Source organism: Clostridium beijerinckii HUN142 (genome assembly GCF_000621745.1).
Classification (GTDB): Bacteria; Bacillota; Clostridia; order Clostridiales; family Clostridiaceae; genus Clostridium; species Clostridium beijerinckii_A.
The window spans coordinates 118931-134794 of the sequence record NZ_KK211339.1; the positions used below are offsets into that span (position 1 = coordinate 118931).

The following is a 15864-nucleotide window of genomic DNA, read 5'->3' on the forward strand; positions in this document are numbered from 1 at the left end:
TTTTAAAGGTATATATTTAATTTTAGACAATGCGTTGACTAAAATTAAAAAAGATTTTTAAGGAGAATAGAAATGAGATTTATAACTATTATGGGAAGTCCAAAGAAAAACGGAAAAACTGATTTTACACTGTCACTATTCGAAGACCAGATGAGAAAAGCTGGCCATGAAATTGAGAGAATTAATGTCATAGATATAAATATTAACGGTTGCAAAGAATGTTACGCCTGCACACATAAAAGTTCAGAACATGGATGTCCTCAAAAGGATGATTGGGACATGGTATTTAAGAAAATGCTCGCTGCAGATGCTTTAATATATGCAACACCGCTTTTCTGCTATGGTATGAGCTCTCAACTTAAACCACTTACTGACAGACACTTCAGTCTAATGAATAAGGATCTGTTAAAAGGCAAACTTTCAGCACTACTAGTTACTAGCGGAGGTGAAGAAGCCAACAACGCGGATCTTCTTCAAACAATGTTTAGACGTGCTTTTGATATAAATGAAGGAGATAAATTCAAAACTACTGTCGTTGGGACTTACGTTGCAGAATGGAGCATAAAACCTGACTTTGAAAAAAGAGCAGAAGCAGTTGCCGAAAAAATGTTTAATGACTTTAACTGTGCTATTTTGAGCAAATAATTTTAGGGAGGTTAATACACTATGAGTATATTATTTAAAGATGACCAATTTGATTTCCAGGTACTAAGATTACTTGGTGAAACAGCCTATTGTGCAGCTGATATAGGAGAAGTTGTCTCTACAAGCAATAGGATAACAGAAGGTGATTATGACAGTTGGTGTGATGAATGGACTAAAACTGCCGAAAGATTACATTGTATAGGCAACAAAGCCTTGGCGGAAGGTCACTTAATAAGTGCCAAAAAGGCATATCTGCGTGCTTGTAACTATTACCGTACTGCAGAATTTTTCCTTCGTGAAAATCCAAATCCAGAAAAAATTGAAAAGCTATTTGACGCAAGCACAGAATGCTTTTCAAAGGTTATGGAGCTTAATAATCCGGTAATTAAGTCTGTTATGGTACCCTATGAAGGTACAACTCTGTCTGCCCATTATTATCAGATAAATGATACAAATGAGACAAATCCAGTTCTGATACTTTTAACAGGATTTGACGGTACAAAGGAAGAATTTTATGGACTAGCTATGACAGCCCTTGAACATGGAATGAACTGTCTTGCTATAGAAGGTCCTGGACAAGGTGAAGTTGTTAAAAAGCAGCATTTATATTTCAGAGCTGACTATGAAACTATTGTTACCCCTGCTGTAGATTACCTCCTTGCGAATGAATCAATAGACCCGGAAAAGATAGTTCTATGGGGTGAAAGTTTTGGAGGATACCTCGCACCAAGAGCAGCAGCTTTTGAACATCGTCTTGCTGCATGTATAGCAAATAGTGGAATCTACGATTTCCTTGGAGGCGGAATAAAGGGCCTTGGTTTAACAAGAGAACAGATACTCACCATTGCTGAAAAAGACCCTGAAACTCTTAATAATAAGCTGTATCAGATTACGAAAAAAAGTCCTGAATTCCGATGGAAGATATCTCAAGGCATGTATGTATTCGGATGTAGCACTCCAGCAGAATTTGTTATAGCTGCAGGAAAATATCTAATGAAAGGCATTGCAGAAAATATAAAATGCCCGACACTGGTTGTTGATACAGATGAGGACGGACTTATTGATTCACAGGCCAAGCCACTTTATGATGCTCTCACTTGCAGAAAGGATTATATGCTCTTTACAGGAAAAGAAGGTGCAGGAGCACACTGTCAGTGCGGTGCAAAACTTATTGGCAACGAGAGAATTTTCAGCTGGATAGAAGATATTCTTTCCGCAAAGTAATAAGTCTCTCTAGCCTTCGTTAAATAGTTATATGTATCAACTGGGTGTTTATATATGGGTAGTTAACTCTGGACATGTACTTTGAGGTCAACATGGGTTTTTATATCAATCCATTCATAGCAGTATTATTTGGTGTTGTTATTTTTAAAGAGAAGTTAATCCCTTTAAAAATAACAGCACTTATTTTTTTTGAAAATGGAGAGGTAAGATTGTTTGATATGAGCTCATATTTAGAAAAAGGTATATTTAGAGAATTAAAAGATTTATCTTTATTCAAATCTGCGGGAGTTAGTTTTGACACAGTGGAATGGGAGAACGAGGATGATATAGACCTGAAACACTATATGAAGATAGTGTTCCTTATAGCGCTAATTATTAGTGGATTTCAAAGGTCACGCTTCGCCTCCACTATGAAACCCACGAAAATCTAAAATTTGGATTTTCGTGGTTTTTTTGTTTTATACAGGCAAATTAGAAATTCGTTTGGGATAATAAATGGAGTTGTGTATATAAGAATTAGTTATATCGTACGCTGTAATGATATAATTTTTATAATAATTAAATTGGAATTAGATTACAAAGTTTTAATTGAGGAAGAGTATAAAGAAATCTGTCAATAGAAAGCATTTAAAGATAGGACAAACGATCAAAAATTATTTATGATAAAACAGAGGGGAATAGGTTTATGGATTGGCTTAATGCAATGAAAGATGCAGTGGAATATATAGAGGAGCACATTACAGAAAAAATTGATATTGAAAAAGTAGCTAAAATTGCTTTATCATCTACATTTCACTTTCAGCGGATGTACCATATGATAACTGGTGTTACATTAGCTGAATACATAAGGAGGAGAAGGCTTACATTAGCTGCACAGGATATAATATCTGGAGAAAAAATAATAAACGTAGCCTACAAGTATAGTTATGAAACTCCTGAAGCGTTTACAAAAGCTTTTGGGAAAATGTATGGAATAAGTCCATCAGCAGCACGCAAGTCAGGGGTAAGTCTAAAAGCATATCCTAAATTATCCTTTCATATTTCAATAAAAGGAGATAAAGATATGAATTATAGAATTTTTGATAAAGGAAGTTTTACAGTAATAGGGAAGCAAAGAAAAATAACAATGGCTGATGAAAAAAACTTTAAACAAGTTCCAGAATTTTGGCAGGACTGTATGGAGGATGGCTCATATGATTGGCTTACATCAAAAGCAGGTAAGCTTGGTATATTAGGAGTATCTAAAGATTTTGATAAATATAAGGATGAATTTAATTATATGATAGCAATTGAGGAAATTCAGGGTACTATTCCAAAAGGATATGTTTCGACAGTCATACCAGCTGCAACATGGGCTACATTTGAATCAGTAGGGCAAATGCCTGAAGCAGCACATAATCTTCTTAGAAGAATATATTCAGAGTGGATGCCTTCAATGGGATATGAGCATGATTGTGCACCAGACATGGATGTTTTACCTATAGGTGATACATCTGCTAATGATTATAGGTGTGAAATCTGGATACCTATTAAGAGAAATAAGTAATTTAAATGATAATTAGATTTTACATGATTATAGATATATAACTAGTGTATGATAGTAATATTTTAAGAAGGGAAAAATAATATGTTAAGTTTTGAAGAAATTTTAAAAAAAGAGATAGTTTATAAAATTGATGATATTGAAAATGTTAATATACAAAAAAGTATAATTTATAAATCTACAAATAAAGAAGAACTATTAATGGATTTATATACTCCTTTTAGTAATGATAAAAAAGAGAAATTACCTGTAGTAATTCTAGTGCATGGAGAAGCTGCGTCTGTAAATTTTAAGGAGACAGGGCAGTATATTTCTTATGGGAAGTTACTAGCGTCTTTTGGATTAAGTGCAGTGAATTTTAATCATAAGGTTTTAGCTGAAGGCTTTAATATTAAGGAAGTTATTAGTGATATGGATTCACTTATTATTTATTTAGTAGAAAATGCTGATAAGTTAAAGATAGATAAAAATAAAATTGCTATTTGGTGTTTTTCTGGTGGTGTTCCATTTGGTTTATATACAGGAATGAGTAATTATTTTAATTATATTAAAGGTATTATTGCTTATTATGGTTTTGGAGATTTTACATCTTTAGGAGAATTTCTTCAGCTTAATATATCAAAAGAAGATGCAAAGAGGTATTCACCAATAAATCTTATAGATGAAAATGCAAGTAGAATTCCACCATTATTTATTGCAAGAGCAGGACTTGATAATCAAATAATTAATGAATCAATAGATGAGTTTATTACAAAAGGATTGAAAAATAATTTAACTATTGATATCTTTAATCATTCTACAGGTGGACATGCATTTGATTTATTTAATGATAATGATAGAACACATGAAATAATAGCAGAATCATTAGAATTTTTAAGAAAGCATTTGAAATAATAAATGAAATATTATTAATAAGAACATAATTTATGGTGGATTTCAAAGGTCACGCTTCGCCTCCACCAAATAAGAACTAGAATTTTAATACAATGCAAAGCCACTGATTTCAGTGTTTTCTAGGATAAACCTTAATAGAAATTTTTAGTTTTAGATAGTAAATTTATAGATTTCTATATTGTACATGCACACCCCTAATGTTTTTGGAATTAGGGATGTGCATTTTTAAGTTTGGGTGTGCACATTTTGGCGATAATGGCTAAATATGTTTGAATATAAAATAGAATATGGTAAAATGCTACTATAAGTTAAACTAATACAAGTAGCAAGTAAGTAATAACTAGCGAATTTGTTAACATAACTGGTAATGATTTTTTATTTAAGAAAATGTTGATATTTACCAATATATCTCACGCTGAGACGGTAGTAAAGATGTCACGAAAAGATAAATAAAAATATGTAAAGCACTGATAAATAAAGGGTTTCCAGAATATAAGTAATGCTGCTAGTTTTATGGTGGTATATTTCTGACTCGGAAATCCTTTTTTGCGTTGAAAGGAAATGCGTCAACTATAAAAATGTGCGTAGGGTTGAGTAGAGTGGTTAGATAACAAGTAGGTTGTGGAGATAAAATACCCTTAAGCCCCAAAATTGATTTGGACAATTGCCTATACATTTATTATAATGTAGAAAGTTATTGGAGGTAAGTCATGAGAGGAAGAACTTATACAAAGGAATTAAAAGAAGAAATATTAACAGAAGTAACAAATGAAAATGATCAGCTAAAAAAGATTCTTGGAGAAAAGGACCTAAAGATAGCAATACTTAGAGACTTAATAAAAAAATCAAACCCTCAATTAAAGATAAAGTAGAAATAGCTAAAAAATATATAGTGCAAAGATATAATGCAGTTTTTGTTTTATAAAGTAGTTAAACTTGGTAGGTCAACATATTACTATAATTTAAGTGTAGAAGGCAAAGAAAAGGTTAAACCTAAAGTCGGTAAGCCTAAGGGGTACAGCTTAAACATTGTAACTAGTTCAAATAAGATTTGGGAAATGGATATAAAATATGGTTGTATTCATGGTGAGGATAAATTCTTCTACAATATAAACGTTATTGATATTTTTGATAGAAACATCATTGATTATCATATGGGACTTCATTGCGAAGCTAAAGATGCGGCAGCATTGCTGAGAAAGTGCCTAATACGTAGAAACTTATTAATCCATGGAGTTTTATAACAATAGAAGGATTCATTCAAGTATAAGGTTTATGTCACCAAATGAATTTTATGGCCTTTATTTTAGAGAAAATATAACTAATATTGAAATAAGTGTCTAAATCTAAAAAAATTAAAGAATTTATTAGGTTTTGTCCAAAACGAAGGGGTTAATCCGATAAGACTATTAAAATCAAGGAGGATTTTCTATGAAAAAAGAAATCAACTCGTCCAACGAGACGATTAATAAAAATCAAAAGGTTACGGCTTCTGCAATTCTTGAAAAAGATATGGGTACATCAATTCGGGGCGAAAATTCAATGCCTTCAGTACGTATTAAATGGAATGGTTATGCTTTCAATGAGATTAAACTTCCAAATGGTAAAAATATTGTTATAGATCCTTACTATCACAATGTAGATAATAAATATATACTTGACAAAACAAAGACTGCTGCTGATATTGTTGATGGTTGTGATTATGTACTATTTACACATACTCACTTTGATCATAGCCAAGACTTTCCATATATACTGAAGAAATACCCAAGGGTGCCAGTCGTCATGCCTGAATCAGCTATAAGATCCTTTAACTATGTCTATGAGATCATGAGTTCAAATTATAATGTTCAAGGTGTTTCACACAATGATAAACTTGAATTTCCTGATTTCACACTTGAAACCTTCTTGGGCAAGCACACGACTAGAAAGACTATATCTAAAGACCCTAAAACTATTTCAATTTATTTCAACAAAGATGGGCAATTTGATCCTTTTATGTTTGAATTTTTCGAGACAGGCACTATTTTATTGAACTATAAAATAACCACAAAAGAAGGTTTTACTATACTTATTTGGGGTGGACAAGTACCATCAGAATATAGAAAATATAATTATTTAGGAACTAATCCTGATTTAATGTTCTATCAAATGGCTGCTAATAATCTAGGTGATGGAGCAACATTGAATACTGGCAATAGAGAAAATCCAGTAGCTACTATGCTTGGAGATTTCATAGCTTCAGTTAATCCTAAAGCAGCTGTGCCTTATCATCAAGAAAAATTTAGTATGAGTGATCTTAACTCTATTGCTGAGCAATGTGCTGAACGAGGAAACTTGAAAGGAACGACAACTAGTTTTGTTTCACCAGAAACTCATAAGTGGTATCTCTTCGCTAAAGATTCATCTAATAATGTAACTGTCACTTCCGTAGAAAAATAGAAGCTATTTATTAATTAACGAAAAAATATAAATATCTCTAATGTAAATTTTATTGTGACTTTGTGACGCCGTAGCACTGAAAATTTGTGCATGGCTCTTTTTTTATATTTGAGAAAAAATTATTTAAATAAATAATTTAATTCGTGTAATAATATCATCTTACTGCCAAAACACACTTAGTATTAGGAAATATATCAGTATAAGGTATGCACCTTTTAGCATAATTCATATACAATTTAGCGATATTAAAATCAATAACTCCATTAAAAACTCGCTAAATTGTATCAATATTTAAGTCATTAGACAAATAAGAACTAGAATTTTGATACAATGCAAAGCCACTGATTTCAGTGGATTTCAGTGTTTTATAGGAAAAACTGTGGTAGAAAATTTTGAGTTTTTAGATTAAATTTATAGAATTTTATGTTGGACATGCACACCACTGATTCTTTTTGAGTTAGGGGTGTGCATTTTTTGTTGGCGGTATATCTTTTGGTAGAAATAATATTTACAAAAAATATTGTTTTAAAATGTCATTAGTATTGATTCAAAGTGAAATTTTTATTTTAAGAAGCTATATGGTAAGTTATAGTTAAAATAAAAGATGATAAGAACGGATTGTATAAAATAGAAATGCAAATTAAGAATAAGATTCTAGTATTTGATATAAAGGAGTTGATTCAAATGAAATGGCAAGAAGTTAGAGAAATGTATCCAAATCAATTTGTTAAATTTGAAATTGTGGAATATCATGAAGATGAGAAAACTAAATATGTTGATGAAGTTGCAATTATAAAAGCAATAAAAGACGGCAGAGAAGCTATGAAGGAATTTACAAAATGTAAAAATGGTCAACTTGTGTATAGTACAGAAAATGAAAGCATTGTTATAGAGAAAATTAAACATATTGGAATTAGAAGGAGTATATAATGAAAACAAAAATACAAATAAAAAATGGATTACTATATACTTCTATAAAATTAATACATGAAGGAAATTATGTTATTTATAATATTAGTTAATAGTGAATTTCAAAGCTCATACTTCGCCTGCACCATAAAATCCACAACCGCCTGTAGGTGGCTTAAATAGTATTTACAGGCGGTTATGTTTTTTATTAGGGTAGCATTGCAATCAAAACCACAAAAATATAACTGGCAATCAAATTTCTAGTTATATTTTTGATAGTGCCTTACATTGTTAATGGAGATATTCTTCCTTTAAGATTATCTGTATAGGCTAGTTTTCCATCCACAGTTATTACAACAGCACCCATACCCTTAATTCTATTAACTTTATGAATAATTGAAGCAGCATCTAATCCAAACAATTTTGTAGTATATATATCGCAGTCTAAGGAGCTATCGGCAATAATAGTTAAAGAAGCTATATTACTTTTTATTGGGTAGCCTGTTTTGCTGTCAAATATATGGTGGTATTTACGTCCATCCTTTTCAAACACTCTCTCATATATTCCGGAGGTTACAACGGATTGATCTTTTATTTTGACAAGTGCCACAGCATTTCCTCTTGGTAGAAACGGATTTTGTATTCCAACATTCCAGTCACCACCGTTTGATGGTGAGTCTCCAAAAACAAGAACATTACCGCCCATATCTACCATAGCTGAAACAGCTCCATTTTCCTTAAATAATTCCATAACTTTATCAGCAAAATAGCCCTTAGCTATGGCTCCAAGGTCTATTTCAATGCCTTTTTTCAAGAAATACACGGTCTTTTTTTCATCATCTAGTTGTATATTTTCAGGCTTTAAAAGTTCCAGTACCTTTGCTATAGCTTCTTTCTCTGGTACATGTGCCTCCTTAAAACCTATTCTCCATAATTTTATTAATGGTCCTATTGCAATATTTAAATATGTATTCTCACATAGACTATGTTTTTTTCCTATTTTTATCAGCTCATACAGCTCTTCATCAACTTCTTGCGGAGCCAATGAAGCTGTTCTTTTAAGCATGGCAAGCTGTGATTTATCACTGTTAGCACTAAAGACTTCTTCATAATTAATAAGCATGCTGCAAGCCTTTTCTGCAAGCTCTTCAGCAGCCTCTCCCTTTATATAGAGAGAGATTTTCGTTCCCATAAGATATATTATCTTCGTATACTCATTCATTTTGATCTCCTACAGTGTAATTATTTTGTCCATGAATTAGAAATGCATCTATAAGGTCTTTATCAATATCAGTTAGTTTTTTTTCACTATGATATGCTATAAAATAATCTAAACTCAGCTCATCAATTGGAATTTGATATATGTTGTATTCAGATGGACACTCCTTTACATAGACGCTTTCTGGTATAAAAGTCAGTCCCAAATTACTCGCTGCAAGGTTACGTGCAGTATTTATTTCGGTGCTTTCCATTATGATCTTTGGTTCAACCTTATAAACGCTTAATAACTGATCTATCTGCTTTCTTATAGCAGAACCCTTGGAAGTTAGTATCAGCTTTTGAGACAATATCTTATTTATGTCGATAGTTCCTTCTGGAATAATGGCGACGTCTTTCTGATATAGATCACAGCAACGAGGAATAATAGCACGGTATCCGTGTCTGCCCCAAGTAATCGAGTTTAAGTTCGGAGAAATATTTCTTGAATTTTGTCCAAGCCAAAAATCCAATTCACCATTCAGAATAAGTTTCTCATTTTTTTCTGGTAAAACCTCTGAAAGCTCTATTCTACAGTTTGGATGTATATCCAAAAACTTTGGTAAAAAAAGAGGTAAAAGGTAGGTCCCAAGGCTAGGAAGCACTCCTATCTTTATAACCTTGCTATCTATATCTGACACAGCTGATATTTCCCTAATGAGCCTCGCATAATTATTTTCTATTGAAGTTAAATACTGATAATATATTTTACCCTGCTCGGTTAATCGATATGGAAGCTTGTTACGACTTATAAGCTCACAGTTTAACTGACTTTCTATCCTTTTAATACTCTGTGTCAAGTGAGGTTGAGAAATATAAAGTGATTTGGCAGCCTTGCCATAATTACTGTACTTTAAAATGGCATCAATATAATACAAAATATCCTGAGAATAGTATTTTGACATTTAATTCATCCTTTTGCGAAATATTTAGGCATATGAAAATAAATAACGAGTCCCAAATAGCCTTGCAATTGGACTTGTTATTTATGCGATAGTGCCTTAACTCATTTATTCTGTGTTCGATTATAACAAATATGTTATCAAACTTCAATAAATAACTATTAGATATAATGTACTTAACATGTTAAAATTATATCAAACAATTACTAATATTATGAAATTTTGAAATACAGAAAGGGGATTACTATGAAGTATTTAGCAATTGTAGGCACTAACTCAGACGTGTCAACTAATCGTATGTTGCTTCAATTTATGCAAAAGCATTTTTCGAATGAGGCAGAGATAGAACTATATGAAATTAAGGATTTACCTGCCTTTAATGAACCAGAGGATTCTGATGTTCCTGAAAAGGTAGCAGAATTATCGGATAAAATTTTAAAAGCAAATGGTGTAATAATAGCAACTCCAGAGTATGATCATGCCATACCTGCAGTTTTAAAGAGTGCTCTTGAATGGATTAGTTATACTAGTCAAGCACTTACAGACAAACCTGTTTTAATAGTGGGGGCTTCTCTTGGTACACTTGGTTCTTCTCGTGCACAGGCGCATCTTAGACAAATACTTGATTCACCTGAGCTTGCTGCAAGAATCATGCCAAGTAGTGAATTCCTTTTAGGAAGATCACAGGGGGCATTTGATAGCGCAGGAAATCTTATCTATTCAGATAAGTTATCAGAGCTTGATGAAATTTTCAGAGAGTTTCTTTTATTTACAGATATTACATCAAAACTTTTAGCAGAAAAAGTTTTACATAAAAAAGTTAAAAAATTCACTTGGGAAGAGTAGGAGGATTAATATCAATGAAATTTATAGCAATTGTTGGAACTAGTGCAAAAAGATCATATAATCGTAAACTCCTTCAGTTTATGAAAAAATACTTTGAGTCAAAGGCAGAAATAGAAATACTAGAGATTACTGATGTTCCTATGTTTAATCAATCTGATAATCAGTCCTCAAGTGAAGTTATACAGATGTTCAATAATAAAATTACAGCAAGTGATGGTGTTATTATAGCCACTCCTGAGTATAATCACTCAATTCCATCTAGTCTTAAAAGCTTAATTGAATGGCTAAGCTTTGATCTTCATCCACTTGCTGGTAAACCAGTAATGATCCTTGGCGCATCTCTTGATGTTCAAGGTTCTTCACGTGCACAATTGCATCTTCGTCAAATTCTAGATGCACCAGGTGTTGATGCAAATGTAATGCCAGGATATGAGTTTTTACTTGGAAGCGCACACAAAGCGTTTGATGAGGAAGGTAATCTAAACAATGAAAGAACAATAGACTTCTTAGAAATATGCTTTCTACGTTTTATGCGTTTTGCAAAGATTTCAAATCAGCTTAATGAAGAAGAAGATTTTACCTTTAACCCAGGAGTATATGAGGTAGATGCAATAGGTCATAGTGGAAGTCTTCCAATGAAGGTATCCTTTAGTGAGAACAGAATAGAAAGTATAGATATAAATACAGATGGCGAGACAGAAGGACTTGCAGATGTAGTTTTTGTAAGAATACCAGATAAAATAATTGAAGGACAGACATTAAATGTTGATGCTCTTTCTGGTGCTTCGGAAACTAGTAATGCTGTACTAGACGGTGTAGCTAAAGCAGTTAAGCTTGCAGGAGTTAACCCTGACATACTTAAGAGACGTCCAAAACCTGCTAGCAGTCTTATAAAAGAAGACGAAGAATATACTTGTGATGTAGTAGTTGTAGGTGGAGGCGGCGCTGGATTAAGTGCAGCTGCAACAGCGCTACAAAATGGTAAAAGTGCTATTGTTCTTGAGAAATACCCAGCAGTAGGTGGAAATACCATACGTTCAGGTGGTCCTATCAATGCTGCAGATCCAGAGTGGCAGATGCAGTTTGAAGAAAATAAAGGAGAAAGACATACAATTGAAGAGCTACTAGATACAGATGAGAGCTTAATTCATCCAGAATACATAGATGATTTCCGTGCACTTAGAGAAGAGTTTTCTGCTTATAAGGAAAAGTTTGGCACACAAAAGGGACATCTATTTGATTCGCCATTACTTCACAGAATGCAAACATATTTTGGTGGTAAAAGAACTGACCTTAATGGCAACACAATATACGGCCAATATGATCTAGTAAAGATACTTACAGACAGAGCTTTAGAAAGTGTTAAATGGCTAGAAGATATAGGGGTTGAGTATGATAAGAGCATAGTATTTGCTCCAGTTGGTGCACTTTGGCGTCGTGGTCATAAACCTACAAAAAGCCATGGTTCATCATTTATACTTGCACTAACAAAATATGTACAAGATAACTCAGGAAAAATCATTACTGATAGCCCTGTAAAAGAATTTATCATAGAAGATGGTGAAATAAAAGGAGTTATAGCAACTGGTGTCAATGGCCAAAAGATAACTGTTCATGCAAAAGCAGTAGTCCTTGCAAGTGGTGGTTTTGGTGCGAACACAAAGATGCTGAAAGAATACAACACTTACTGGAGTGAAATAGCTGATGATGTAAAAACTACTAATTCATATGCTATGACTGGTGATGGAATATTACTTGGTAAAACTGTAGGTGCAGCACTTACAGGAATGGGCTTTACTCAAATGATGCCTGTAGCTGATCCTGAAACTGGTGAATTATTCAGTGGAGTTCAAGTACCTCCTGAAAACTTTGTAATGGTAAATAAAGAAGGAAAAAGATTTATTAATGAATTCTCTGGAAGAGATGTTTTAACAAAAGCTGCAATTGAACAGGGTGGTTTATTCTACCTTATAGCTGATGATGAAATAAAGAAAACTGCAGCTAATACAAGTCAAGAAAAGCTAGACAGTCAGGTAGAAGCTGGTACTTTATTTAGAGCAGATACCCTAGAAGAGCTAGCAGTAAAAGTTGGAATGGATCCTGCAGTTCTTGTAGATACAATTAATAAATATAATTCATATGTGGATGCTGGTTTTGATCCTGAATTCCATAAGGATACATTTAGCTTAAAAGTAGAGAAAGCACCGTTTTATGCTACTCCTAGAAAGCCAGCAGTTCATCATACAATGGGTGGGCTTAAGATAGACACTAAAGCTCATGTATTAGATGAAAATGATAAACCAATTAAAAATCTTTATGCTGCTGGAGAAGTTGCTGGAGGTATCCATGCAGGTAACCGTCTTGGCGGTAATGCATTAACTGATATATTTACCTTCGGAAGAATTGCTGGTAAAACTGCAATTGATGAAATGAAATAGTTAAGGCAAATGGGCTTATTATTTATTTGATTGTGCCTAATGTTTAGATAAAGGGCCAGATACAAAGACGAAGAGGCTATAACACGCATAAGTAAAAATGCGGTTATAGGCTCTTTCTCTTATTCTTCATTAGATATTGTACATTATGAAAATTAAGTTTTCTTTTAAATGTTCGGTAGAGTATATATGATATCGAAATTGGTAAAAGGACTGCAGATAGAGAATAATTGCTACTGAAGTTATGTACTAATTACAGCAAAAATACATTGACAAGCGCAATTGTATTTATTACAATTAAATTGTAATAAATACTTAGTGGTGCCATAAAAAAGATAAATTTTAGTTTTTGTATTTTTATAAAGCAAGATGGTTTAGCCATATTAGCAATAATTCTATTAATTTATTTAATGTAGGAATTAAGAGAAGGTTTGATTTTTAATTAAAATTTTATAATATAATACTAGGAAGGAAGTGTTAGAAATGAAAATAGAAGTATGGTCTGATTTTGTGTGTCCGTTTTGCTATATAGGCAAAAGGAGATTAGAAATTGCTTTAAATAAATTTGAACATAGTAATGAAATTGAATTAGTTTTTAGAAGTTTTGAGCTTGATTTAGCAGCTAAAAAGAAATTTGATGGAAATATTCATGAAATAATAGCAAAAAAGTATGGCATATCAGTAGAGCAAGCTAAAGCATCAAATAATCAAATTGTTGAACAAGCTAAGGCTATTGGTCTTGACTATAATTTTGATAATTTAATCCCAACTAATACTTTTGATGCACATAGGATAACACACTATGCAAAAACAGAAGGAAAGATGAATGAATTAGCAGAAAGAATTTTAAAAGCATACTTTATAGATTCACTAAATATATCTGATTATAAAGTATTGGCTGGCCTAGTGGGTGAAGTTGGTCTTAATACTCATAAAGCATTACAAGTATTGGAATCAGATAAGTATGGAGCTGAAGTGAGAAAGGACGAAGAAAGCGCCTCAAAGCTTAAAATAAGCGGTGTTCCTTACTTTGTATTTAATAATAAATATGCAATATCTGGTGCGCAACAACCTGAGTTGTTTTTAGAGATATTGGAGAAAGTAAGAAAAGAAGAACTCTCATTACCAATAGAGAAATTTACAGTGGAAGAACAAAGTCAAGAAGATAATAGTTTAGGAACTTGTTCAGATGGCAAGTGTAAAATTTGATACTGTATTGGAATGATTAATTTCTTGAAAAATTAATAAAGAACTAAGATTTGGCTATTTCAAAATAGGAATTTAATTTCAATTTTGAAATAGCCTTTGATATTTTATCAGATAAAATAGAAAGTACTAATGAGTTGTTGACTTAAATTTAATTTATATATAAAATCAAATTTGTACTTAGGAATTAGCTTGATTTTATATACAGAGGAGATCGAATTATTTGAAGAAAAAGGATGATTATAATAAACAAATGAAAAATGGGAAAGAAGATACAGGTAAATGCATTGAGATGAAAAAGTTCAATGAAGAGGAAAAAGAAAATAATATATGCAAAAACTGTGGAGAACAAGCAAGTTATTTTAGTGATGAAAATAATGGTTGGCTATGTGAGGATTGCAGGAGCATAGAAGATAGGTTAGATAAACTTGCTAATAAAATTGAGAAAAAGCTAAGTAAAAGAGTATATTCTTTTGATTTAAATGAATTAATAAATTGTTTATCTAAGGATGAAATATATAATATAGCAAGAAATCTTGGAGTAAATAAGATATCAGGTTTAAATAAAGAAAAATTAATTGAAATATTACTTAAAGAATATAAGAATTTAGTTGAAAAAAGAGCTTTATTCTTTGACGAAGAAAGATATAAGGTTTTAAAAAGTTATGTGGATAGCAAAGGTGTAAAACTTTTTGATGATATTGATGAAGAGGAAGCAGATAAGAGCGCATATTTTATACAGCAAGGAATGCTCTTTCCAACTGTAAAAGATGGGGTATCAATATTTTTAATGCCTGAAATAGTACAAGGATTAATCAAAGAAAGAAATAATTTTGAATATAGACGTGTAATAAAATTTAATAGTGAAATTGTAAATATCTTTAGGGCAATGAATAAAGTATATGGTATTTTAAAACTGAAAGATGCTAAAGGGATAATAGAAAGATATTTGAATATAGAAAATTATGAATTAGAAGAGTTAATTGGAGAGGCAACATATTACTACAATGAATATAGAGAAGAAGGAATGTTTATTGTTAATAATGAAATAGATAATTTTGATGAACTATTAAAGGATATAGATAAAGAAAAAGATTTGAGTTATGCCATGATTTCGAAAGAAGAATTATTAAATATGTTAGAAGAAGATTGGGTTTATAATAGTAAAGCAGGAAAAACTTTTTATAAAGAGTTTACTAATATGTTTAGAGTAGATAGAGACATGCTGATAGCTATGATGGAAGACTTGATTTTTGATGTTCAAGAAAATGAACCTAAAGATGCAGTAGATAAAATGATAGAATTAATTAATATTGAAAATGAAGAAGCCAGATATGTTGCATTTAGTATGATGAATAAATTTGTTAAGAAAATTAGGTTATGGAGATATAAGGGTTCAACCACTAATGATATTAAATCAAATGTAGTTAGCTTAAAGGAAAATAAGGATATAAAAAGAAATGATCCTTGTCCATGTGGTAGTGAAAAAAAATATAAAAAGTGTTGCGGTAAAGATGAGAAGGTTATTAATTTATTTGAATAATTATTAGTTATTTTTTTA

At 31.8% G+C, this 15864-nt stretch carries 15 protein-coding genes; 13 read left to right on the plus strand and 2 right to left on the minus strand.

Annotation, left to right across the window (positions count from 1 at the left end):
* Positions 1-72: 72 nt before the first annotated feature.
* The 9 genes from T483_RS0126760 to T483_RS0126800 all read left to right on the plus strand — a co-directional run bounded on the left by T483_RS0126760 (position 73) and on the right by T483_RS0126800 (position 7678).
* Positions 73-645 (plus strand): flavodoxin family protein, encoded by a 573-nt coding sequence (locus T483_RS0126760; RefSeq protein ID WP_026889596.1) that lies wholly within the window; start codon positions 73-75, stop codon positions 643-645.
* Positions 646-666: 21 nt separating this feature from the next.
* Positions 667-1869, plus strand: a complete 1203-nt coding sequence (locus tag T483_RS0126765) for an alpha/beta hydrolase family protein (RefSeq protein WP_026889597.1) — start codon at positions 667-669, stop codon at positions 1867-1869.
* Between the two features lie 92 nt (positions 1870-1961).
* Positions 1962-2300, plus strand: a complete 339-nt coding sequence (locus T483_RS29880; protein WP_242841935.1) for a DUF2442 domain-containing protein — start codon at positions 1962-1964, stop codon at positions 2298-2300.
* 254 nt (positions 2301-2554) lie between these two features.
* Positions 2555-3415, plus strand: a complete 861-nt coding sequence (locus T483_RS0126775; protein WP_026889598.1) for an AraC family transcriptional regulator — start codon at positions 2555-2557, stop codon at positions 3413-3415.
* A gap of 81 nt (positions 3416-3496) precedes the next feature.
* A complete protein-coding gene (locus T483_RS0126780; protein ID WP_026889599.1) occupies positions 3497-4306 on the plus strand; it encodes a dienelactone hydrolase family protein in 810 nt (269 codons plus the stop codon).
* A 710-nt stretch (positions 4307-5016) separates the two neighbouring features.
* On the plus strand, positions 5017-5178 hold the full coding sequence (locus T483_RS31365; protein ID WP_196244929.1) for a hypothetical protein: 162 nt from the start codon (positions 5017-5019) through the stop codon (positions 5176-5178).
* A gap of 42 nt (positions 5179-5220) precedes the next feature.
* Positions 5221-5550 (plus strand): hypothetical protein, encoded by a 330-nt coding sequence (locus T483_RS30755; RefSeq protein WP_207641447.1) that lies wholly within the window; start codon positions 5221-5223, stop codon positions 5548-5550.
* Between the two features lie 268 nt (positions 5551-5818).
* The gene (locus tag T483_RS0126795; protein ID WP_242841936.1) at positions 5819-6748 is read left to right on the plus strand and encodes an MBL fold metallo-hydrolase; all 930 of its coding nucleotides are present in this window, start codon (positions 5819-5821) and stop codon (positions 6746-6748) included.
* 684 nt (positions 6749-7432) lie between these two features.
* Positions 7433-7678 carry a hypothetical protein gene (locus T483_RS0126800; RefSeq protein WP_012058278.1) on the plus strand — a complete coding sequence of 82 codons (246 nt, stop codon included), beginning with the start codon at positions 7433-7435 and terminating at the stop codon, positions 7676-7678.
* Positions 7679-7940: 262 nt separating this feature from the next.
* On the opposite strand, the gene T483_RS0126810 is transcribed toward T483_RS0126800, so the two are convergent.
* A complete protein-coding gene (locus T483_RS0126810; RefSeq protein ID WP_026889602.1) occupies positions 7941-8879 on the minus strand; it encodes an FAD:protein FMN transferase in 939 nt (312 codons plus the stop codon).
* Positions 8872-9819 carry a LysR family transcriptional regulator gene (locus tag T483_RS0126815; RefSeq protein ID WP_026889603.1) on the minus strand — a complete coding sequence of 316 codons (948 nt, stop codon included), beginning with the start codon at positions 9817-9819 and terminating at the stop codon, positions 8872-8874. Before T483_RS0126815 ends, T483_RS0126810 begins: the two co-directional genes overlap by 8 nt.
* A gap of 243 nt (positions 9820-10062) precedes the next feature.
* On the opposite strand from T483_RS0126815, the gene T483_RS0126820 reads away from it, so the two are divergent.
* The 4 genes from T483_RS0126820 to T483_RS0126835 all read left to right on the plus strand — a co-directional run bounded on the left by T483_RS0126820 (position 10063) and on the right by T483_RS0126835 (position 15846).
* Positions 10063-10662: an NADPH-dependent FMN reductase gene (locus T483_RS0126820; protein WP_026889604.1), complete on the plus strand. Its 600-nt coding sequence runs from the start codon at positions 10063-10065 to the stop codon at positions 10660-10662.
* Between the two features lie 14 nt (positions 10663-10676).
* A complete protein-coding gene (locus T483_RS0126825) occupies positions 10677-13100 on the plus strand; it encodes a flavocytochrome c (protein ID WP_026889605.1) in 2424 nt (807 codons plus the stop codon).
* A 480-nt stretch (positions 13101-13580) separates the two neighbouring features.
* Positions 13581-14306: a DsbA family oxidoreductase gene (locus T483_RS0126830; protein ID WP_026889606.1), complete on the plus strand. Its 726-nt coding sequence runs from the start codon at positions 13581-13583 to the stop codon at positions 14304-14306.
* A gap of 220 nt (positions 14307-14526) precedes the next feature.
* Positions 14527-15846 carry an SEC-C metal-binding domain-containing protein gene (locus tag T483_RS0126835; protein WP_026889607.1) on the plus strand — a complete coding sequence of 440 codons (1320 nt, stop codon included), beginning with the start codon at positions 14527-14529 and terminating at the stop codon, positions 15844-15846.
* The last annotated feature ends 18 nt before the right edge of the window (positions 15847-15864 follow it).